The organism is Kitasatospora sp. NBC_00070 (genome assembly GCF_045041205.1).
Classification (GTDB): Bacteria; Actinomycetota; Actinomycetes; order Streptomycetales; family Streptomycetaceae; genus Kitasatospora.
This window is the reverse complement of sequence record NZ_CP108247.1, coordinates 5,834,473-5,856,609: the sequence shown is the minus strand read 5'-3', so window position 1 is coordinate 5,856,609 and position 22,137 is coordinate 5,834,473. Positions and strand designations below refer to the sequence as shown.

Annotated in this window: 14 protein-coding genes; 9 read left to right on the top strand and 5 right to left on the bottom strand. The window is 76.1% G+C overall.

From position 1 onward, the window contains the following. Positions 1 to 46: 46 nt before the first annotated feature. Entirely contained in the window at positions 47 to 502 is a 456-nt protein-coding gene (locus OHV05_RS26550) for a universal stress protein (RefSeq protein WP_405019876.1), read from the top strand. A 43-nt stretch (positions 503 to 545) separates the two neighbouring features. Here OHV05_RS26550 and OHV05_RS26545 read toward each other — a convergent pair whose 3' ends face one another. Genes OHV05_RS26545 through OHV05_RS26535 form a run of 3 tightly spaced genes read right to left on the bottom strand, consistent with a single transcriptional unit; the run spans position 546 to position 3,323 of the window. Next, positions 546 to 1,520 carry a hypothetical protein gene (locus tag OHV05_RS26545; RefSeq protein ID WP_405019875.1) on the bottom strand — a complete coding sequence of 325 codons (975 nt, stop codon included), beginning with the start codon at positions 1,518 to 1,520 and terminating at the stop codon, positions 546 to 548. Next, entirely contained in the window at positions 1,517 to 1,864 is a 348-nt protein-coding gene (locus OHV05_RS26540) for a PadR family transcriptional regulator (RefSeq protein WP_405019874.1), read from the bottom strand. The genes OHV05_RS26545 and OHV05_RS26540 overlap by 4 nt, the downstream gene beginning before the upstream one ends. 43 nt (positions 1,865 to 1,907) lie before the next feature. Then, positions 1,908 to 3,323: an MFS transporter gene (locus OHV05_RS26535; protein ID WP_405019873.1), complete on the bottom strand. Its 1,416-nt coding sequence runs from the start codon at positions 3,321 to 3,323 to the stop codon at positions 1,908 to 1,910. Positions 3,324 to 3,494: 171 nt separating this feature from the next. Between OHV05_RS26535 and OHV05_RS26530 the strand changes: the two genes are divergently transcribed. The 6 genes from OHV05_RS26530 (at position 3,495) to OHV05_RS26505 (ending at position 14,321) form a co-directional block, all read left to right on the top strand. After that, entirely contained in the window at positions 3,495 to 6,098 is a 2,604-nt protein-coding gene (locus OHV05_RS26530; protein WP_405019872.1) for a LuxR C-terminal-related transcriptional regulator, read from the top strand. Between the two features lie 232 nt (positions 6,099 to 6,330). Then, positions 6,331 to 7,317, top strand: coding sequence for an AfsA-related hotdog domain-containing protein (locus OHV05_RS26525; RefSeq protein WP_405019871.1), 987 nt, complete (start codon positions 6,331 to 6,333; stop codon positions 7,315 to 7,317). Between the two features lie 157 nt (positions 7,318 to 7,474). Then, the gene (locus tag OHV05_RS26520) at positions 7,475 to 10,132 is read left to right on the top strand and encodes a BTAD domain-containing putative transcriptional regulator (protein WP_405019870.1); all 2,658 of its coding nucleotides are present in this window, start codon (positions 7,475 to 7,477) and stop codon (positions 10,130 to 10,132) included. Positions 10,133 to 10,242: 110 nt separating this feature from the next. Further along, positions 10,243 to 11,619: an ATP-binding protein gene (locus tag OHV05_RS26515; RefSeq protein ID WP_405019869.1), complete on the top strand. Its 1,377-nt coding sequence runs from the start codon at positions 10,243 to 10,245 to the stop codon at positions 11,617 to 11,619. A 225-nt stretch (positions 11,620 to 11,844) separates the two neighbouring features. Further along, entirely contained in the window at positions 11,845 to 12,483 is a 639-nt protein-coding gene (locus tag OHV05_RS26510) for a LuxR C-terminal-related transcriptional regulator (RefSeq protein ID WP_405019868.1), read from the top strand. Then, positions 12,480 to 14,321, top strand: coding sequence for an AMP-binding protein (locus OHV05_RS26505; RefSeq protein ID WP_405019867.1), 1,842 nt, complete (start codon positions 12,480 to 12,482; stop codon positions 14,319 to 14,321). The genes OHV05_RS26510 and OHV05_RS26505 overlap by 4 nt, the downstream gene beginning before the upstream one ends. A gap of 115 nt (positions 14,322 to 14,436) precedes the next feature. Here OHV05_RS26505 and OHV05_RS26500 read toward each other — a convergent pair whose 3' ends face one another. Together OHV05_RS26500 and OHV05_RS26495 are read right to left on the bottom strand one after the other, a co-directional pair. Next, positions 14,437 to 15,393: a polyprenyl synthetase family protein gene (locus tag OHV05_RS26500; RefSeq protein ID WP_405019866.1), complete on the bottom strand. Its 957-nt coding sequence runs from the start codon at positions 15,391 to 15,393 to the stop codon at positions 14,437 to 14,439. Between the two features lie 194 nt (positions 15,394 to 15,587). Continuing rightward, a complete protein-coding gene (locus tag OHV05_RS26495; RefSeq protein WP_405019865.1) occupies positions 15,588 to 18,311 on the bottom strand; it encodes an AAA family ATPase in 2,724 nt (907 codons plus the stop codon). Positions 18,312 to 18,560: 249 nt separating this feature from the next. Here OHV05_RS26495 and OHV05_RS26490 point away from each other — a divergent pair, with 249 nt between their 5' ends. Then, positions 18,561 to 20,381: a fatty acyl-AMP ligase gene (locus tag OHV05_RS26490; protein WP_405019864.1), complete on the top strand. Its 1,821-nt coding sequence runs from the start codon at positions 18,561 to 18,563 to the stop codon at positions 20,379 to 20,381. Then, positions 20,378 to 22,120, top strand: coding sequence for an acyl-CoA dehydrogenase family protein (locus OHV05_RS26485; protein ID WP_405019863.1), 1,743 nt, complete (start codon positions 20,378 to 20,380; stop codon positions 22,118 to 22,120). Before OHV05_RS26490 ends, OHV05_RS26485 begins: the two co-directional genes overlap by 4 nt. Positions 22,121 to 22,137: the final 17 nt, after the last annotated feature.

Here is a 22,137-nt window from a genome sequence, read left to right as displayed (position 1 = left end):
AGGCGAGAGGACGTGGGTTGCCATGGTTGAGGGCGGCGTTCGGGTCGTGGTGGGGGTCACTGCCTCGGTGGGCGGCCTCGCGGCCGTGCGCCGGGCGGTGGCCGAGGCCGGGCGGCAGGACGCCGTCCTGGTCCCGGTGGTGGTGCGGTCCGCGCCGGACGACGGGCGGCGGCCGCCGCTCCCCGAGTCGGCGCACGCGGCGCTCCTCCTGCTGGACACGGTCTTCGAGCGGGCGTTCGGCGGCTACCCGCACGACCTGGTGATCCACCCCTTGGTGCTCGACAGCCCGGAACCGGGCCGGGCCCTGGTCGCGGCCGCCGACCGGCCGACCGACCTGCTGGTGCTCGGCGGCAGCCACCACGGCAGGCTGGACCGCGCGCTGCACGGATCGGTCACCCGGTACTGCCGCACCCACGCGGCCTGCGACGTGGTGGTGGTCTCTCCCGCCGAGCTCCTGTCGGGCCCGGACCGGCCGGTCGCCGTCCCCGCCGGCCGTCCCTGACCCGGAGGCGGGGTCGGGGACGGCCGGGGTCAGGTGACGCTCCTCAGGCGGGGTCCGAGGGTTCGGCCGACCGGACCCGGCGCACCAGGCGCACCAGACCGGCCACCGCCACGGCCGCACCGATCGGGGTCAGCCAGGCCGCCCCGACGGTCAGCGCCGTGCCCGGCCCGACCCAGCCGTCGAACACCCCGAGCAGGTACGGCGCCACCCAGGGCACCGTCGCGAGCGCGACACCGACCGCCACGAGCGGATCGGGCCGCCTGCCGGACAGCTCGCCCAGCAGGACCACGGCCACCACCACACTCATCCACACGGGGAGCGAGACCACCCCGGTCACCGGGATCAGGTCGATCCCGTACTGACCGAACACGATCATCGGGATGCCGGTCCCGAGGGCGACACCGACCATCCTCCGGCGGCCCCGCTGCGTGACGTCCACCAGGCCGGCCGGTGCGAGCACCAATGCCGTGCAGGCCAGCACCGTCAGGGCAGCCATCTCACCCAGGAGGTAGCGGTCGAGGAAGGACCGGTAGACGGGTACGGCCAGAGCGGCGGACAGCACCGAGCCCCACCACCCCGTGAGCCTGGCGGTCCGCCACCGGCCCAGCAGTGCGAACGCGAGGGCGAGCAACCACGGGACGGTGCAGGACAGTTCGAAGGAGGCGTGGAGCACGGTGCGCATCGGGGACGGCACCTGGTCGCCCCGGACCAGCTGGTCGAACTGGGGCAGCGCCCGGTACAGCGCCACGCCCGCCGCCAGGGCGAGCTGGATCGGTGCCGCGCCGGCCAGCACCCGGCCGGCCGGGTCGGTCGGGCCGATCCGGAACCGGAGCCGCAGCGCGTGGGTGACCAGGTCACGGCGCTCCCGGCGCACCACCCGGGCGGGCTGCCCCTCCACGGTGTCCGCGAAGGTGGCCGCGACGTCCTCGCCGTGGGCCGCCCGGTACCGGGCGGGGTAGAGCCGGATCAGCCGGTGGCCCGGCGGCGGCGTGCTCTGATCGTTCGTCAGGCCGCTCACGCAGTCGCCCCGTTCGGGCGCAGCCGGGCGGCGCCGAGCCGGCGGTCCACCTCGGCGGCCGCCGTCCGGAGGCGGTCGGCCTCCGCCGCCAGCAGCGTCCGGCCCTGGTCGGTGAGGGCGTAGGTGCGGCGCAGCCGTCCGCTGACCACCTCCTCGCCCTCGATCCGGACCAGGCCCTGCTGGAGCAACCGGTCCAGCGCGGTGTAGAGGGTGCCGGTACTCAGGCGGCTCAGGCCGCCGGAGATGGCCAGCACCTCCTGGATGATCGCGTAGCCGTGCCGAGGGGCGTCGGCCAGCGCGGTGAGCACGAGCCTGGTCGGCTCCTGGATGTGACGTTCGGTCATGGGCCGAGCATAGGGCTGTCGTCGCCATATGTCGATGGTCGCACTATGCGAGCCGATCCACCTGCCCTGCGGGGCTGCTGACGGAGGGTCGGCGCAGGTGCAGGAACAGCAGGACGGCGGTGGCCAGGGCCGGGAGCACGGTGACACCCAGCAGCACGCCCAGTTCGGCACCGGCGGACTGGGCGGCGGCGTGGCCGGTGTCCGAGGAGACGTAGCCGAACAGCTGGAGCACCACCCCGTAGGCGAACGAGCCGAGCGCCAGCCCGAGCACCTCGCCGGTGGCGAACACCCCGGAGAACACCCCGGCCTGCTGACGGCCGGTCCGGGCGGTGTCCCGGGCGATGTACTCGGGGAGCATCGCGTACGCGCAGAGCAGCTGCCCGGCGTGACCGGCGCCCGCCACCCCCCAGAGCAGCAGCGCCAGCGCCACCGGCAGCGCCGGGGCGGCCAGCAGGGTCAGGCAGCCGGCCAGGAAGAGCAGGTTCGCGATGGTGTAGCCGGCCCGGCTGCCCAGCCGGGCCACCAGCTTGGACCAGAGGCCGACGGCGAGCAGGTTGGGGGCCACGTACGCGGCCACCGCGACGCCGGTGGCGGTCGGGTCGCCGATCACGTGCCGGGCGAAGTACGGTGCGCCGGCCAGGAAGCAGCCGGTGGCCAGGGTCTGCACCACCGCGCAGGCGAACAGCACCCGGAACGGCCCGTTGGCCCGGGCGACCGCGAGCTGGCGGCGCAGACTGGGCTCGCTCGACAGCACCTGCCGGCTCCTGGCCCGCGCGGTGCCCAGGAAGGCGGCGAGCGCCCCGACCAGCACCACCCCGGCCCCGAACAGCCCGGCCCAGCGGTGTCCGGCGATCCCGCCGCCCGCCGCCTCCACCACGGCCGGGCCGACCGCACCGGCCACCAGCGCGGCCAGCCCGATCACCGCGACCCGGCCGCCGACCAGCCTGATCCGGTCCTCGGTGCGGTGCGTGATGTCGGCCGGGATGGCCGCGTACGGGACCTGGAAGAAGCCGAACGCCGTTGCGGTGAGCAGGAATCCACCCGCCGTCAGCCAGACCCCGGCCGAGCCGCCCGCGAACCCGGCGAAGGTCACGGCCAGGAAGAACGCCACCGCCAGCCCGCCGAACAGCACGTACGGACGGCGGGCGCCCCAGCGTCCGGTGGTGCGGTCGGTGAGCCGCCCGGCCAGCGGGTTGAGCACCGCGCTCCACACCTTGGGGAGCAGCACGATCAGTCCGGCCAGCGCCGCGCCCACCCCGAGGGTGTCGGTCAGATACGGCAGCAGGAGCAGCCCGGGCAGCGTGTTGACGGTGCCGGTCACCAGGGAGCCGGCGGCGTAGCCCCAGCGCACCCGGCGGGAGCGCTCGGGGGCGTTCTCGGGGGCTTCGGTGGGTACGTGGAACGGCTCGTTGGCCGTGCCCTGGACGGGAGGTGCGAGTTCCCCGGATTCGATGGCCATGACTCCCGAGGATGGCGGCCGGAAACGCCCCGGACCAGTCGGGGTTCTCCCCCACACGGTGCGGCCGGCGCCCCGAACAGCGCGAACCGCTCTGGTGACTTGCTGCCACACCGGTACCGGACAGCGTCGGAGCCTTGGCGTGTCCGGGGCTTCCCGGACACGCTTCCTGCCATGACTACCGAGCCGGACCGCGACGCCCTGGTGGGGCGACGGGGGGAACTGCAGCTGCTGGAACAGGCCCTGCGCCTCACCCGCTCCACCGGCGCGGACGGCCGGGCGCGGATCGTCTCGGTCGGCGGCGAGCCCTGGATCGGCAAGACCCGGCTGCTGGCCGAACTGGCCGGGCTGGCCGGGGCGGAGGGCTGGCGGGTGGCCGTCGGCCGGGCCGGGCGGACCGGCCCCGGCACGCCGTTCGAGCTGGTGGTGGACGCGCTGGACGACCGGCTCGGCTCCGGCGAGGTCGAGTTGCCGACCCCGCTGGCGCTCCGGCTCGGCCGGGTTTTCCCGGCGCTGGGCGGCGCGGGTGCGGCGGTCGCCCCGGGGGACGAGTACTGGCTGATCCGGGCGGTGCGCAGTGCGCTGGAACTGCTGGCGGACGGCCCCGGGTTGCTGCTGGTGCTGGACGACGCCCACCGGGCCGACCCGCTGACCCTGGAGCTGCTCGACCACCTGGTGCGGCACCCGCCCAGGGGCCGGCTGCTGACCGTGCTGGCGCACCGGGACTCCCCCGCCGCGAACCGGCTGGCCGTACTGCGTGGCACCGACGGTGGACAGCCGTGGCAGCACCTGGAGTTGGGACCGCTGGCGGCGCACGAGGCGGGCGCGCTGCTCGGGCCCGAGCTCGATCCGGTGGACCGTCAGGTGCTGCTCCGGGACGCGGCCGGGGTACCCGGGCTGCTCCGGGCCTGCGCCGCGACCGGCCCGGAACGCGAACCGGTCGGCAGCTTCGAGCTGGCGACCGCACCGCCGGCCCCGGGGGGCGGCCCGGTGGCCCTGGACTTCGGCCCGCTCTCCGGCCCCGCCTGGCGCACCGCTTGGGCGGCGGCCACCCTCGGCGGCGCCGTCACCCCGCAGCCGGTGGCCGAGGTGGCCGGGCTGCCGCTGTCCCAAGTGCTGCTGTCCATCGACGAGTTGCAGGCCGAGGCGCTGCTCCGGCCGGAGCCGGACGGCCCCGGCTTCCGGTTCCGGCACCCGGCGGTGCGGGCCCTGCTGCTGCGCGGCGGCCGGGCCGGCTGGCAGTACGGGGCGGCCGGGCGGGCGCTCTCCGCGCTCCGCCGGACCGGCGCCCCGGCCGGGCTGCTGGCGGCCCAGCTGGAGCGGGCACCCTCGCTCGGGCCGGCGGACCGTCAGCTGCTGCTGGCCGGGGCGACCGCCGACCTCCACCGCGCCCCGGCGGCTGCGGTCCGGCGGCTGCGCCGCTGGGCCGCCGGGCCCGGCGCACCGGCCGAACAGGCCGAGCAGGCACTCGGGTTGGGGCAGGCACTGACGCTGGCCGGCCGGGGCGAGGAGGCCCTGACGGTGTACGCCCGGGCCCGGGCGGCCGACGGCGGCCGGGCCCCGGCTGGCGGCCCGGCGGCCGAGGCGGAGTCCTCGGCGCTGCGCGGGCTGGGCCGGTGGGCCGCCGCGCGGGAGCTGCTGGCCGCCGCCGAGGACGTCGAACTCGCCTGGGCCGCCCTGGCCCTGGAGGTCGGCGACCCGGTCGGCGGCCGGACCGCCGCCCAGTGGGCCGAACACGGGTACGTCCGCGCCGTCCGGTCGGGCGACCCGGCCGCCCAGGCGCACGCCCTGGCCCTGCTGGCCGCCGCGCACGCCGTCGACGAGCGGTTCGCCGAGGCGGCGGAGGTGGCGGGGGCGGCCGCCGAACAGCTGGCGGGGCAGGAACTGCCGCTGCACCGGCTGGAGTCGGTGCGCTGGCTGACCGACGCCGAGTTCTACCTCGGGCGGCGGCACCGGGCCGAGGCCCTGCTCGGCCGGACCTTCGAGGCGGTGCTCGACACCGGGCAGTGGCAGTTGCTCGGCCGCACCGCGCTCGGGCTGTCCCGGGCCCGCTGGGAGGCCGGTGACCTGGCGGGGGCGGCCGACCGGGCGGTGCTGGCGGTGGCGGCCGGCCGACGGTTCGACAGCCCGCCGCTGGCGGTGGACGCGCTGCTCTGGCACAGCCGGATCAGGCTGGCCGGGCGGGACCTCCCCGGGGCGCACCGGGCGGCGGCGGCCGCCGGGCGGGAGGCGGCGGGTCTGGGCCGGCTCTGGCAGCGCCGGGTGGCGGAGACGCTGCGGATCCTCGGCGCCGTACCGGCCCCGACCGTTGCCGTACCGGCCGGCCGGCCCGGTGGTGCCGGGCCCGCCGGGCTGACGGACGCCCAACTCGCCGACGCCGGGCTCGCCGACGCCGGGCCGACCGACATCGTGCGCGCGGCCGCCGGACCGGGGCCGACACAGGTACCGACGCCGGAGCCGGCACCGGGGCCGGGGCTGGCCGAGCTCAGCCGGCGGGAGGTGCAGGTGGCGGGGCTGGTCAGCGAGGGGTGCACCAACCAGCAGATCGCGGGCCGGATGGGTGTCAGTGCGAAGACGGTGGAGACCTACCTGAGCCGGATCTTCCGCAAGCTCGGCATCGTCTCCCGGGCGCAGGTCGCGCACCTGGTCGGACTGGACGACCGGCTGCGCCGGGGCCCCGGCGCGGACGGTCCAGGACCGGACGGCTCCGGGGCGCACGGCGCGGGCCCGGGCGGCCCTGCTCCACGGATCGGGGGCAACCCGTGGAGCGGGCCCTAGGGCGGAAGCGGCCAGGAGGGGGAATTTCCGGGCGCTGCCGACGGACTCCACTGTGCGGCCCGTCCCCTGAGGGCCGCTAAAGCGCCGCTGAGGCCCTGACCCGCAGTTCTGGCCAGTCAACTTGCTGCCACCGTGTCGTGCTGGCCCCCGCCCGGCCGGTGCGGCGACGCTGGCGGACGGGCGGTCGGCAGCCGGCCCGGTCGAGGCACGGCGCCGGAGCAGAGGAGGACGCATGAGAGGCGAGAGGGCCGCCACCGCGGAGTTGGGCACGGGCCACGACATCCGGCACCTGATCCACTGCCCGCCGTCCTGGGACCACTACCTGCTCGACGCGCCCAGCAACGGCGAGGAACGGTTCGTGCTGGCCGGTGAGATCCCGCTCCGGCACCCGCTGTTCAACGACGGGTCCGGCCACTTCCACGACCACCAGTTGACCACCGAGGCGATCCGGGAGATCGGCGAGTTCGTCGGCCACCAGTACTTCGGGGTGCCCGCCCGGCGCCGGGGCCTGTTCTACCGGTTCAGCCTGGAGCTGACCGATCTGACGGCCTGGCGGGTGGAGTCCCGTCCGGCCAGGATGACCACCGACATCCGGGCCACCCCGGCCAACTCGGTGCACGGCGTGCCGCGCGGACTGGACTTCCACCTGTCCGTCCAGATCGACGACGTGCCGTGCGCGACCGGCAGCGCGGCCCTGGTGTTCGTCCCGCCGGTGCTGCACCGCAGCCATCAGGAGCACAGCAGTTGGGCGGTCCGCGCCACGCCCGAGCTGGCGGACGAGCCGGACGGCCCGACCTGGCCGGTGTCCGCCGCGGCGGTCGGCCGGGCGGCGCCGCAGAACGTGGTGATCAGCGAACCGACCGAGAGCTCCCGGGGCCAGCTGAGCACCTGGGTGCTGAGCCGCGCCGACCACCCGGTGCTGGGCAGCGGCGGCGGACCGCACGTGTCCGGCACGCTGCTGCTCGAATCGCTGCGCCAGTCCTCGCTGCTGGCGGCGTCCCGGGCCTTCGGCCTCGCGCCCGGCCGGTCCACCCTGGTGGCCACCGACATCCACGTCAGCGGCTACGCCGACACCGACCTGCCGCTGCGCTGCGCGGTGGTGCCCGGCCAGCTCGGCCGGGACGCGGCCGGACGGCCCGCCGTCCCGGTGACGCTGACCCTGACCCAGCACCGGAGAGCCGTGGCCGAAGCCCGCACCACCGTCGTCCAGGACTTCTGACCGACCACCAGTTCTCCGACCGACCTGGCCCGGACGTCGGAGGATCCACCGACACCAAGGACCGGGCCACGGGGGCGGAAGTGAGCGAGCACAACGAGCGGATCATCGGGAGAGTTGCGTCGTGCCGGGCACGCGCCGGGCGAAACGAGGCGTGGGCATGAGCGGACTGAGGTTCAGGATTCTGGGACCGCTGGAGATCGAGGGGGCGGCCGGGCCGGGTGTCTCGTACACGCCGGGCGCGGCGAAGGTCCGGGGGGTGCTCGGCGCCCTGCTGGTCAACGCGAACGGGACGGTCTCGGTCGACAGCCTGATCGACGAGCTCTGGCAGGACGACCCGCCGCGCACCGCGACCACCACCCTCCAGGTCTACGTCTCCCAGCTGCGCAAGATCTTCCGGCGGGCCGCCCCCGAGGACGGCGCCGCCGTGCTGCTCACCCAGCCCCGGGGCTACCGGATCAGGATCGACGCCGACCAGCTCGACCTGACCACCTTCGAGAGCCTCTACCAGCGCGGCCGGGAGGCGCTGGAGTCGGGCGACCACGCCGCCGCCGCCGAGCTGCAGGGCCGGGCGCTGGCGCTCTGGCGCGGGCCGCTGCTCGGCGACACCCCGCACGGGCCGCTGCTGGACGCCGCGGCGGTCCGCCTGGTGGAGGCCAGGAACGCCGCCCTCGAGCAGCGCATCCTGGCCGACCTCCGGCTCGGCCGGCACCGCGACCTGATCCCCGAACTCCGCTCGCTGGTCGAGGAGTTCCCGCTCCGCGAGGAGCTGCACGGCCAGCTGATGCTGGCCCTGTACCGGGCCGGCCGGCAGGCCGAGGCGCTCCGGGCGTACGGCGCGCTGCGGCGCACCCTGGTGAACGAGCTGGCGATCGAACCGGGCGCACCGGTGCAGCTGCTGCACCAGCGCATCCTGGCCGGTGACCAGCGGCTGGCCGTCCCCGAGCCGACCGGCCCGGCGGCCGCCGTCCGGGGGCCGGCCACCGAGCCGCCGGTGGTGCTCGGCCTGCCGCCCGCCGACCCGGCGTTCACCGGGCGGGACGGCGAACTCGCGGAGATCGACCGGCTGTTGCGGGCCGCCCCGCCCGGGGCCTTCGTGGCGCTGGCGGGCCAGCCCGGGGTGGGCAAGACCGCCCTCGCGGTGGCCGCCGCCCACCACAGCGCGGACGCCTTCCCGCACGGGCAGCTCTTCCTCGACCTGCGTCCCGAGCCGGGCCGGCGGCTCGAACCGGCCGCGGCCATCTCGGCGCTGCTGCGCCGGGCGGGCGCCCCGGTGCCGGTCGGCGCCGACCCGGCCGACCTGCAGGAGGCGCTGCAGCAACTGCTGGCCGGACGACGGCTGTTGCTGGTGCTGGACAACGTCAGCTCGGAGGCCCAGCTGCGTCCGCTGCTGCCCACCTCGGCGGGCAGCAGCGCGATCGTCACCGGCCGCCGGCTGCCCGCCGGGCTGGACGGGGTGCACCCGCTGGTGCTGGACGTGCTCGACCCCTCGGCGGCGCTGGCCGTGTTCGAGGCGGCCGCGGGCCCCGCCCGGGCCGCCGAGCACCCGGCCGCGGTGGCCGAGCTGCTGGAGCTCTGCGGCGGGCTGCCGCTGGCCATCCGGGTCGGCACCGCGCAGCTGAACGCCCGGCCGCACTGGTCCGCCGAGTCGCTGGCCACCCGGCTGCGCGACCGGCGCTCCCGGCTGTCCGAGCTCCGGATCGGCGGACTCGACGTCCGGGAACGGCTGCTGTCGGCCTATCAGGACGCCGGGCGGAACGAGCGGCGGACCTTCCGGCTGCTCTCCCTGCTGCCCGCGCACTTCGAGCCGTGGGCGGTCAGCGCGGTGCTCGGCCTCGACCCGCACGACCGGCGCACCCCGGTCGGCACCGCCCGGCTGCTGGACGCGCTGGCCGACGACCACCTGCTGGCCGCCGACCACGAGGGGTCGCGGCCCGGCCGGTACCGGCTGCCGGAGCTGCTCCGGTTACTGGCCGCCGAACGGCTCGCCGAGGAGGAGGGCGAGGACACCGTACGGGCGGCCACCAGGCGGCTGTGCGACGCCTACGTCCGGGTCACCGAGGAGGCGGACGCCGTGCTGAACCCGCGTCAGCCCGGCGTCCGGATGGTCCGCACCCCCGGCAGTGACGCACCGTCCGACTGGTTCGCCCGGGAGCTCGGACCGCTCACCCAGGTGGTCAGGCAGGCGTACCTGGCCGGGCTCTGGGAGCAGACCGTACGGCTGGCGACCGCGCTCACCGGTCACCTGGAGTCGCACGCCCGCTGGCGGGCCTGGGAGCGGACCCACACCCTGGCCCTGGACGCCGCCCGGCAGCTCGGCGACCGCTCCGGCGAGGCCCGGCTGCTCGCCTCGCTCGGCGACCTCGCCTGGCAGCACCGGCGGACGGCCGAGGCCAGGGACCGTTACGAGGGCGCCCGGCGGGTGGCGGAGGCCGCCGGGGACCAGGTCGCGCGGAGCCGGGCACTGGTCGGGCTGGCCGACCTCTGGCTGGACGGCGGCGAGGTCGCGGAGGCCACCGCGCTGCTGACGGCGGCGCTCGACGGGCTGCCCCCCGGCCTGCCCCGGGAGCGCTACCACGTGCTGCGGGCGACGGCGCTGGCCGCGCTGCTGGCGGACGGGCCGAGCGCGGCCCGGTCCCGGTTCACCGACTGCCTGGAGATCGCCCAGTCGCTGCGCGACCGCCGCCTGGAGGCACACGCCAGGCGCGCCCTGCGCCGGCTGCACGACCCGGACGACGACCCGGGCGGCTGCCTGGAGATCCGCCCCGGGGTCTGGCGCCTGCGCAGCCCCGCGCCGCTCACCCCCGCGCTGGTCTGACCCGGGCCGGCCTGTCCCGAGCCGCCCCGTCCCACCTCGACCTGACGCACTGAAGCCGGCCTTTAGCGGGAGCGGGCAGTCTGGAGGGTGGACTTCGGACAGGGGGGACCATGACGCGCACGCAGGCGGCGGTCGGGACGTGGCAGGCCGTCGGGCTGGTCGGGCGGGAGTGGGAACGGCTGGCGCTGGTCGGGCGGTTGCGCGACCCGTCGGTCCGGCTGCTCACCCTCACCGGCCCGGGCGGGGTCGGCAAGAGCCGTCTGGTCCGGGCCGTCCGGCCGGAGCTGGCCGAGCTGTTCGGCGAGCCCGGGTACGCGGACCTGAGTGAGGCCGGGTCGCCCGCGGCTGCGGCGGCCGAGGCCGTGGCGAGCGCCGCCGGCGCGGTGCGGACCCCGGGCCCGGACGGCCGGCACCTGCTGCTGCTGGACGGCTGCGACCAGCACGGCGCACCGCTCGGCACCACCGTCGCCGACCTGCTGCACCGGGACGACCGGCTGGTGGTGCTGGCGACCGGTCAGCAGCCGCTGGGGGTCTACGGCGAGCGGCTCTTCCCGGTGGCACCGCTGCCGGTGCCGCCGGTGGGCGACGACCCGGAGGAGCTGCGGGAGCTCGCCTCGGTCGAGCTGTTCGTCCGCCGGGCCCGCGAGGCCAACCCCGGCTTCGCCCTCACGGCCGGGAACGCCCGGGCGGTCGCCGAGCTCTGCGGACTGCTCGAAGGACTGCCGCTGGCCCTGGAACTGGCCGCCCGTCAGGTGCGCCTGCACAGCCCGGACGACCTGCTGGACCGGCTCCGCCGCCGGGGCGTCACGCTGGGCGGCGGCCCGTTCGACACCCCCGAGCGGCACCGCTCGCTGACCGCGCTGGCCGCCTGGAGCTGCCGGGGGCTGACCCCGGAGTCCCGCGCGCTGCTCGGCCAACTGGCCTGCTTCCCCGGCGGGTTCACCGCCGCCACGGCCGAGTCGCTCGGACCGGCCGACGGCGCGCTGGACGTCCTGCTCGACCGGGGTCTGGTGGCCCAGCTGCCCACCCCGCCGGGACAGCCCCGGCTCACCGTGCCGGAGCCGGTCCGCTCGTACGCCAGGGCCGCGCTGGCCGAGGAGGGCCGGGAGCCGGCCGCGCTGGACCGGCAGACGGCGGAGTGCCGCCGGCTGCTGGCCGTCGCCGAGCCCCGGCTGTCCGGCACCGAGCAGAGCCGCTGGCTCGATGTGGTCCAGGCCGAACACGCCAACGTGCTGGCGGCGCTGGACCGGCTGCGGGAGCGCGGTGAGCCCGAGGCGACGGCCGCCGTGCTGCTCGCCTGCCGGCTGCCCTGGCTGACCCGGGGTCATCTGCGTGAGGGGCTGGCCCGGGCCGACCGGGCGGCCGGCGAGGCGGTGCCGGAGCCGGTCCGGGCCCGGCTGCTGGACCTGGCCGGGGCCTTCGCGGCGGCGCTCGGCGACCCGGTCGGGGCGGTCCGCAGGCAGCGGGCGGCGCTGGCGGCGGGCTAGCCGCTGGGCGACCGCAGGCTGAACGCCCTGCTGGCGGCCCGGCTCGGGGCCGCGCTGGGCCGGCTGGACGACCCGGCCGGGGCCGAGGCGGCGCTCGGCCCCGCGCTGGAGACCCTGGAGCAGCTCGGCGCCGCCGGGGCGGCCGTCGAGGCCGGCACCGAGCTGGCCCGGGTCCTGCTGGCCCGGGGCGAGCGGCCGCGGGCCGTCGAACTGCTCGACCGTGCGGTGGCCGCCGCCCGGCGGATCGGCGACGGCCGGGCACTGGCCGGGGCGCTCGGGGTGCTGGCCCACTGCGCCGAGGACCCGGTCACGGCCGGCCCGGCCCTGCGGGAGGGCCTGCGGATCTACGGGACGGTCGGCGAGCGGACCGAACTGCCCGCCGCGCTGGAGGACTTCGCGCTCCATCTGCTGCGGGCCGCCCCGGTCCAGCAGCCGCGCGCCGCCGGACTGCTGGCCGCCGCCGAAACGCTGCGGGACGAGCTGGGCACCGCACCGGACGGACGGCGCCGGGCCGCCCTGGACGACGCTCTGGACGGGCTGCGGGACCGGCTCCGTCCGCACGGCTTCGCCGTCGCCTGGGCGGAGGGGCGGCGGCTCTCCCCGGCCGCCGCCGTGGCCGAGGCACTGGCCGCGCCGGACCCGGCCCGGCGGGCCGCCGCACCGGGCCCGGCGGGCGGACAGCCGCTGACGGCCCGCCAGTTGCAGGTGGCGATGCTGGTCGCGGAGGGGCTGACCAACCGGCAGATCGCGGCCCGGCTGGCGCTCTCCGAGTGGACCGTGGTCAACCACGTCCGCCAGGTGATGCGGCGGCTCGGCTGCGCCTCCCGGGTCCAGGTCGCCTGGTCGATCGGTCGCTGGTCATGACGGGGGCCGGGTTCGTCCCCCCGACGCCGTCGGCACCCGCCGACCGGCCCGCGCCGGTGAGCCGGCTGGCCGGCCCGGCCGCCCTGTTCGCCGCCGCCGGGCCGCCGCCGGAGCTCGCCGCCGACCACCGGGCGGGCGGGTGGTGGCGCGACGAGACCTTCCTGCACGACCTGTACCGGACGGCGGCGACCGCACCCGACCGGCCCGCGATCGTCTCGCACCGCGCCCACCGCCCGGCCGGGCACCGGATCGTCACCCTCGACCACGGCCAACTGGCCCGGTACGTGGACCGGTTCGCCGGGGCGCTGCGCTCGCTCGGCCTGGGCCCGGGCGATCCGGTCGCCTTCCAGCTGCCCAGCTGGTGGGAGGCGTCCGCGCTGACCCTGGCCTGCCTGCGGATCGGCGCGGTGGCGGTACCGGTCCTGCCCACCCAGCGGGCGCACGGTCTGGAGCGGGTGCTCGGCGACCTGCGGGTCCGGCTCTGCGTGGTGCCGGACGCCTGGGAGGGCTTCGGCCACGCCGAGGCACTGGCCGAGCTGGCCCACCGGCTGCCCTGGCTGCGGCACCGGGTGGTGCTCGGCGACGCCGCGGCGACCGGCGCGGTGGACTTCGCCGCGTACTTCCTGCGCACCCCGCACGAGCAACTCCCGGACCCCGGAGGGCCGTTCGTGGCCGACCCGGACCGGACCGCACTGGCGGTCACCGTGATGGGCCTGGGCGACAGCTTCACCTCGACCCTGCACACCCCCAACACCCTGTACGCGGGCCTGCGTTCGCAGCAGCAGTCGCCCGGCCTCGGCCCGGCGCCGGGCGAGGTGAGCTACTCCGCGCTGCCGCTGACCTCGCTCGCCTCGCTGCTGTTCGGCGTGTACTGGCCGGTGGCGGTCGGCGGCACGGCGGTGTTCCAGGACGTCTGGGACCCGGACAGCTGCCTCGACCTGCTGGAGCAGGCCGGGGTGACCCGGGCGTACGCGGCACCGGTGTACTGGGCCGAGGTGCTGGCCGCCCAGCGCCGCGCGCCCCGGCGGCCGGCCGCCCTGCGGCTGCTGCTCTCCGGCGGGCGGACCAGGACGCCGGCCGGGCTGCTGGCCGAACTGCCCGTCGCGCTCGGCGCACCGGCGGTCGCCGTCTGGGGTTCGCCCGAGGTCGGCCTCGGCACGGTGGCCCGCGGCGAGACCCCGGCCGAGCGGAGCGCCGAGAGCGACGGCCGCCCGCTGCCCGGCCTGGAGCTCTCCCCGCTGTCGGAGCTGCCCAGGGCCCCGGGCGGCCCGGCCGTCGAACGGCTCCGGGTGCGCGGCCCCGCGGTCTGCCTGGCCTGCTGGCCGCACGGCGCCGAGACGCTCCGGCTGCCCTGGGAGCAGGACCAGGGCTGGCTGGACACCGGCGACCTGGCCAGGGCCGACGGCCTCGGCGGCGTCCAGGTGGTGCAGTGGGCCGGCCACCGGACCGGTGCGATCTTCCTCGTTCCGGTGGCCGAGCTGGAGGACGCGCTGCTGGCGCACCCGGCGGTCCGGGAGGCCGCCGTGGTCGGCTACCCGGACCCGGAGCACGGCGAGCTGACCTGCGCGGTGGTGGTCCCGGCGGCCGGGGCCGATCCGCCCGGACTGCCCGAGCTGCGCAGGCACCTGACGGCCCGTGGACTGGCCGAGGCGTTCCTGCCCACCCGGCTGGAGCTGGCCGGTTCGCTGCCCCGGGACGCGCACGGCGGCCTGCGGGCCGAGGCACTCCGGAGCTGGCTCGCCCGGCTCCGCCCGGGAGCGCCCCGGCCACCGCTCACCAGGCACTCGGGACACCCTCAGGAGCTCGGGGAACTGCGACGCCAGCCTCGAACCAGGTGATCCGTACGTAGGCGGTCAGGCACTTCGTACTTTGACCCGCCAGTCACGAACCGTCGCCGTTCCCCGAGCCCCTGGCTGAGTCCCGGCTGAGCGCTTGCCTACAGTGCGGCTGCGTTCACCAGGTGCTCGCCAGCCCCAACCGCGCGGCCAGGTTCACCAGTTCGCGGTGCCAGCCGGACCGCAGCGGGGCTTCGGCGACCGCCCGGTCCGCCTCGTTCACCAGCCGCATGATGAGGTCCTCGGTGCGGTCCTTCTCCTCCCGGCCGAGCAGGATCTCGCAGAGCATCCGGGCGTGCCAGTCGCTCGCCGCCCCGCTGTCCAGGAAGCCGCGCAGCCGCCAGGCCGCGTGCAGCCGGCTCGCGTAGTCGCCGTACTCGTCCGTCAGGTCCGGCCGCCCGGCCAGCGCGGCGCCGAGCAGCAGCGGCTCGCGGACCGCGTACCAGCCCGCCGCGCAGCCCGGGGTGCAGCCCTCCAGACAGCCCAGCGGCCAGGGGTCGTCCAGGTACTCGGTCCTGGTGGCCGCCTCGGCGTGGGCGCCGAGCACCCGGGCGATCCGCAACTGGTCCCAGATCTCCCGGGCCTGACCGGTCAGGCCGCCCACCAGCCGGTCCGCGTAGGCCACCGCCAGGTCGCCCGCCAGGGTCGCGGTGGCCTCGCCGAACCGGCGGGACTCGCCGCGCCAGCCGTTCCGCTCGTGCTCGGCGGCGTGGCCGACGTGCGGGGTCGGGATGCCCCGCCGGAGCGGGACGTTCTCGCGGACGTCGCCCCGGATCAGGTGGCAGGTGTCGAGCAGCTCCAGGGCGGCCGCCACGTCGACCACCTGGGCGCCGGCCGGGCTGCCGCCGGCCGCCAGGTAGCCGGTCAGCAGCAGGGTGGCCCTGGTGCGTTCACCGCCCGCGGTGACCTGGTCGGCCAGCGCCCGGATCGGGGTGACGGCCCGTGGGTCGGCCCCCCGGGTGGCGGAGTGCTCGGTGGCCAGCAGGCCGCGCAGCCGTTCCTCCACCCGGTCCAACATCCGGGCCCGGAGCAGTTCGGGCACGGCCGGGTCGGACAGCTGGAACGGCGTTGCCATGGTGTGCCTCCCTGGATCGGCTCGGGTCTGTCACCAAGCCTCTCGAACGGGCGGCCCGCCCACAATGCGATCCGGCCCCGGAGGACACACTTCCCCACCTCACGGCCGGGAATCGTCCCATCCCGGCCATGTCTGACATGGACACGAGGCGTTCTTGCCATTCTCTTGCCACTGTCCGGCTCCTGACGGGTCCGTCACGCGTGCTCGGCGGCTCCGAGCAGGTGCAGGTCCACCGGCAACTGCTGCCGGCGGGTGATGTTCAGCTTCCGGTAGACCCGGGTGAGGTGCTGCTCGACCGTGCTGATCGTGATGTAGAGCTTCATCGCGATCTCCCGGTTGGTGTGTCCGTGCACCGCGAGCATCGCCACCCGCTTCTCGGACTCGCTGAGCCGGGCGTCGAGTTCGGCGTACCCGACGTCGGTGCGGCCGCCCTCCGGTACGCCGGGCGTCGCGGTGTGACCGGGCAGGATCCGCTCGCGCAGGGCGTGCGCCCCGCACTCGTCGGCCAGGTGCCAGGCCCGCCGGTTCACCATGTTGGCCCGGTTGCCGTCCCCGGTCTCCTTCAGTACCTGTCCGAAGTCGGCCATCGCCAGCACCAGTTCGTAGGTGTCGCCGACCGTGCGCAGCTCGTCCACCGCGCGGGCCAGCAGCACCTGGCGCTCCTTGGGCTCGCTCAGGGCCGCCTTCAGCCGGAGCGAGATGCCGTGCACCCAGGGGTGCGCGGCGTCCTTGGAGCCGAGCTGGTCGGTGATGAACCGGGCCGCCTGGTGCGCCTCGCCGAGCTGGATCAGCGCCTCGGCGGCGCCGATCCGCCACGGCAGCAGCAGCGGCCGGTCCAGCCCCCACCGGCGCATGGTGCGGCCGATCTGCAGGAAGTCGCCGAGCGCGGCGTGGAATCGGTTGGTGGCCAGGTGGTACTGGCCCCGGGCCCGCAGGTGGGCCAGCCCCTGGAAGCTGCCGGCCAGCCCCTCCGGCAGCGGCCGCGCCAGCTCCCGGGCCGCCGCGTCGTGCCGGCCCATCGCGGTGCAGGCCCGGATCAGGGTGGCCGAGACGCCGGCCGCGAACACGCTGCCGCCGCGCTCGGGCAGCAGGTCCATCGCGGCCGCGGCCCGGCTCTCCGCCCCGATCAGGTCGCCCTGCCGGAGCAGGACTTCGGCGCCCAGTGCGGTGAACGCCGCCTGCCAGCCGGGCGCCCCGGCCCGGATCGCCGCCTCCGTGTACAGGTGGCACCAGGGCATCGCCCGGGCCGGGCCCTCGGTGAGCAGCAGCGCCCGGACCGCCTGGCCGATCGGGGCCACGGTGGCCTCGGAGAGCGTCGCACCGCGCAGGAACAGCTCGGCGGCCGCTCCTGACGACCCGTCGACGGCGTACTCGGGGATGGTCCAGAGCGTGGTCGGCGAGCCGGACCTGACCGGCCTCGGCACCCCGCCGGGCTCCACCGGCGGCGCGGCGGCCCAGCGCGGGAAGGCGGACAGGCCGTCCAGTGGATCGGCCCACCGGCCGCCCTGGCCTGGCCTGGGCGGACCGTCCTGGGCGGCGGGGTCCTGCGCGGTGATCCGCTCCAGCACCTCGGCCGCCTCGTCGATCCGGCCCTGGGTGGCCAACAGCCGGGCCAGCGCGGCCAGTCGGGCCGGGGCGAGCGAGCCCGCCCGGAGCAGCTCCAGCGGTCCGGTCAGGTGCCGCTCGGCGGCGCCCGGGTCGGAGCGCGCGGCGATCGCGGCCAGCATGGTGCGGAACTGGGCCCGCTGCTCGTCGTCGGCACCGCTCCGGTCGGCCAGCTCCAGGCAGGCGCAGGCCCGTTCGACCGCGCCGTCGGCCAGCAGCTGTTCGGCCGCCTCGTGCAGCACCGGCACCGCCCAGGGCAGGTCGGTGCGGTCGGCGGCGAGCAGCTGGGCGGCCACCGAGGAGGCGGCCACCCCACTCCGGTGGGCGAGTTCGGCGGCCCGCCGGTGCAGTTCGGAGCGCGCGGCGTCGTCCGTCCACTCGAGGACGGCGGCCCGGGCGGCGGGGTAGCGGAACCGTGCGCCGTCCAGGATGCCCGCGGCGCTGAGTGCCTGGACGCCGCGGTTCACGGTGGCCAGCGGCAGGTCGAGCAGCCGGGCGGCGCGCTCGGGGGTGGCCAGCTCGTCCAACACCGCCAGCACCTCGGCGAGTTCGCGGACCGCCTGGCCGCAGCGGTAGAGGCAGGTGAGTACGGCCTGCGCGTACGCGCCGCCGACCTCGGGCTCCTGGGCGCCGGTGACCCGGTGCTCCTCGACCATCGCGCGCAGCAGCAGCGGGTTGCCGCCGGTGGCCTCGGCGAACCGGCCGGCCAGCCGTCCGGCTGCGTCCGGGCCGAGCTGCTCGGCCACCAGGCGGGCCACCGCGGCCTCGTTCAGCCGCTCCAGCCTGATCCGCTGGAAGTTCGGGCGGCGGAGCAGCTCGGTGCCGAACACCGGGTCGTCGCCGCGCTCGTGCACCGACTCGGTGAGCACCAGCAGGATGCGCGCCCAGCGGGTGCTGCGGGCCAGGTGCAGCAGGTAGGCACAGGACTGGTCGTCGGCGTGGTGCACGTCGTCCACCACGATCACCACCGGTGCCATGGCGGCGAGTTCGGCGGCGGCGGCGGAGAAGGCCTGCATCGCGCCGACGTTCGCGCGGCCCGGCTCGCCGGTGAGTTCGGGCAGCACGCCGGGCGGCGTGCAGGCGGTCAGCTGGCGCAGGATTCCGAGCGGGAGTTCGCGCTCCGCCGCCGAGCCCAGGGCCCGCAGCACGGTGGCCCCGGCGGCCTCGGCCCGATCCGCGACGGCATCGGCGAGTTCGCTCTTCCCGCACCCCACCGCCCCTTCGACCAGGACGATCCGGGCCTGGCCGGCAGCGGTGCCGGCCAGTGCTGAATCCATTGCGGCGAGTTCTGCTTCACGGTCGATCAGCGTCATTGGATCCCCCGTTTTCCCGCATGACAAAGAGCGCCGAGAATTCGGCCGAACGGCGGGAATGTAGTCAACTTCGAACCGGAATCCAGTCTAAGCACGGTCCGGCGCGCGGCCCGGTGACCAGAAGTTGCACGACAGCTACTCCCGTCCGCGCAAGCGGGCCTTTAGCTGTCGACCGGATGATCTGACGGTATGTCGGGCCCGTCGTCCGGGCCCCGCCGAAGCGCCTGCTGCTGATGCGAGGGGATTCCCATGTCTGGCTTCGACACCTTCACCGATCTGGTCCGCACGCGCACCGCCGACCTGGCCGACCGCGACGTCCACGTCTTCCTGCAGGACGGCGCCGACGGTGCCAGGGCCGACCGGCTGACCTACGGCGAACTGGACCGGGAGGCCCGACGGATCGCCTCGCTGCTGCAACTCCAGAGCGCCGAGGGCGAACCGGTGCTGCTGCTGTACTCCTCCACCACCGAGTTCCTGAAGGCGTTCGTGGCTTGCCTGTACGCCGGGGCGGTGGCCGTCCCGGTGCCGCTGCCGGGCGGCGAGGGGCGGGGCCTGCGGATCGACCGTACCTCGGCGGTGATCCAGGACACCGGCGCCCGGCTGGTGCTGACCGAGACCGCGAGCGCGCCGGACATCGCGCTCTGGCTGTCCAGGACCGGCCGGCGGAACGTCGCCTGCCTGGCCAGCGACGTCCCCGGGCTGGGCGACGCCGACGCCTGGCAGGAGCGCCGCGGCGGCCCGGAGGACCTGGCCTTCCTGCAGTACACCTCGGGCTCGGTCGCCGACCCGCGCGGCGTGATGGTCTCGCACCGCAACCTGCTGGCCAACCAGAGCGCGCTGCAGAACGTCTTCCGGACCAGCTCCGAGGACCGGTTCGGCGGCTGGCTGCCGCACTTCCACGACATGGGCTTCATCGCCCACCTGCTGCACCCGCTGTTCCTCGGCAGCATGTCGATCCAGATGTCGCCGACCTCCTTCGTCCGCCGGCCGGCCCGCTGGCTGCAGGCGATCGACGAGTACCGGGTCACCGCGGGCGGTGGCCCGAACTTCTGCTACGACCTCTGCCTGCGCCGGGTGACCGACCAGCAGATCGCCGAACTCGACCTGTCGCACTGGCGGTTGGCGCTGAACGGGGCCGAGCCGGTACGGGCCGACACGCTCCGGGCGTTCGCCGAGCGGTTCGCCCCGGCCGGGCTGCGGGCCGAGGCGCTCTACCCCTGCTACGGGCTGGCCGAGGCCACCCTGGTGGTCTCCGGCGGTGTGCCGCTCACCCCGTTCGCCGAACTGTCGGTGGACGCCGCCGCGTTGGAGCTGGACCAGGTGGCCGAGCCGGTCGCCGACCAGCCGACCCGGACCCTGGTGAGCAGCGGTCAGGTGCTCGACTACGACCTGCGGATCGTCGAGCCGGTGGTCGGCCTGGAGCAGCCGGAGGGCGCGGTCGGCGAGATCTGGCTACGCGGCGACAGCGTGGCGCAGGGCTACTGGCGGCGCCCGGCCGAGACCGAGTCGGTGTTCCGGGCCGGTCTGGAGAACGGCGAGCGCGGCTTCCTGCGCACCGGCGACCTCGGCTTCCTGCACCGGGGCGAGCTCTACATCACCGGACGCAGCAAGGAAGTGATCATCCTCAACGGCCGCAACATCTACCCGCAGGACATCGAGTGGGCGGCCCGCGGCCTCAGCCCGGCGCTCGGCGGCGGGGTCGGCGCGGCCTTCTCGGTCGACGTCGAGCGCGAACAGCTGGTGCTGGTGCACGAGTTGCGGGCGGCCCGGGGCGGTCTGCCGGCCGGGCTCGACCTGCGCGCCCTGGTGCACGAGATCCAGACCGAGCTGAGCCGGGAGTTCAGCATCCCGGTCGGCAACGTGCTGCTGGTCCGTCCCGGCGTGGTCCGCCGCACCACCAGCGGGAAGGTGCAGCGCAACCTGATGCGCAAGCTCTTCCTGGCCGGCGAACTGCGCGGCGAGGTCGAGGTGTTGGACCCGGCGTTGCGGGCCAGGGTGCGGGCCACCGACGCGCTGCTGGGCGAGGACCTGCTGGAGGCCGAGCCGGCCGGAGGGGGTCGGCCGTGGTGAGTACGGACACGCTGCCCGGCGCCCTGACGGGGTCGGCCGAGGCCAGGATCGCCGCCCTGGAGGAGCTGCTCGGCGACCCCACCGAGCCGGCCAACCCGACCGGCTACGGCGCCCTGCTGGCCGCCGACCGGACGGCGGTGCCGTTCGCCGCCGGGGAGGAACTGCTCGACCGGGTCGGCCTGAACGCCGAGTACGTCCCGGTCCGGCTCGGCGGCCGGCTGGACTCGCTGGAGACCCTGGTCCGGGTGATGCGCCCGGTGTTCCGCCGGGACGTCGGGCTGGGCATGGGCTACGGGATGCACACCTTCATGGCCGCCTCCGACGTCTGGCTGGCCGGCACCGAGGAGCAGCAGCGCTGGCTCGCGGACCGGCTGCTCGGCGGTGCGAAGGCCGCCATCGCCCAGCACCAGACGGCGCACAGCAACGACTACGTCCGCAGCGGGGTGACCGCGCAGACGCAGGGTGAAACCTTTCTGCTCAGCGGCAAGAAGCCGATGATCAACAACCTCGACCGGGCCGCCGCCCTGGTGCTGTTCTGCGAGACCGATCGGACCGGCGGCAGCCGCAGCCAGTCCGTCCTGCTGCTCGACCCGACCCGGCTGCCCGCCGGGAAGGCCACCATCGGCCCCCGCCATCTGGCAGTCGGGCTGCGCGGCTGCCGGTGGACCGGGGTCGAGTTCCTCAGGTGCCCGGTGCCGGAGAGCGCGCTGCTCGGCCCGGTCGGCGGCGGCGTCACGCTGGCCCTGCGGTCCTTCCAGATCAGCCGGACGGTGATCGCGGCGGCGGCGCTCGCCGCGGTGGACACCAGCCTGCGCACCGCCGTCCAGTTCGACCACGACCGGGGTGCCGAGCTCGCCGAGTCGTCCTGGCTCGACCCGGTCAGGACCGACCGGGCGATGACCGGAGCCTTCGTCAACCTGCTGCTCTTCGACAGCCTTTCGGTCGCCGCGACCCGCGCGCTGCACCTGCTGCCGGAGCAGACCAGCGTGTACTCGGCGGCCCTGAAGTACCTGATGCCCCGGGTGCTCAACGACACCATGCACGACCTGTCGATCGTGCTCGGCGCCCGGGTCTACACCAAGGACGGCAACTTCGGGATCTTCCAGAAGCACGTCCGGGACGTCCCCGTGCTCAGCCTCGGCCACGCGGGGACGGTCGCCTGCCAGGCGACCGTCATCCCGCAGCTGCCCCGGCTGGCCGCCCGGTCCTGGCTGGTCGAACCCGAGGCCCCCGCCGAGCTGTTCAAGCTCGGCGGCGAACTGCCGCCGCTGCGCAACGAGGCGCTCAGCCTGGCCGGCGGCCGGGACAGCCTGAGCGGCTCGCTGGTGGCGATCGCCGCGCAGATCGGCGGCCGGACCCCGGTCGAGCGGGCGCTGCGCACCCTGGCCGGGCAGCTCACCGAGGAGTTGGCGGACCTGCGGCAGCGGGTGCTGGCGCTGGAGCCGGCCGAACGGACCTCGCCCAGCGGGGCGGCCTGCTTCGCCCTGGTCGACCGGTACGCGCTGCTGCTCGCGGCGGCCGCCGTGCTCGGGGTCTGGTGGCACAACCGGGACGGCGCCGATCCGTTCCTGGCCGACCCGAGCTGGGCGGCGGCGGCCCTGCACCGGCTGGCCCGGCGGCTCGGCACCCAGGTCGCCGACCTGCCGCCGGAGTGCGACACCCGGCTGCTGCACGAGGTCCAACTGCGGTTCAGCGACCGGCGCAGCTACGACCTGTACAACACGCCCCTGCCCGGCTGACCGGCCGCGGACCCGAA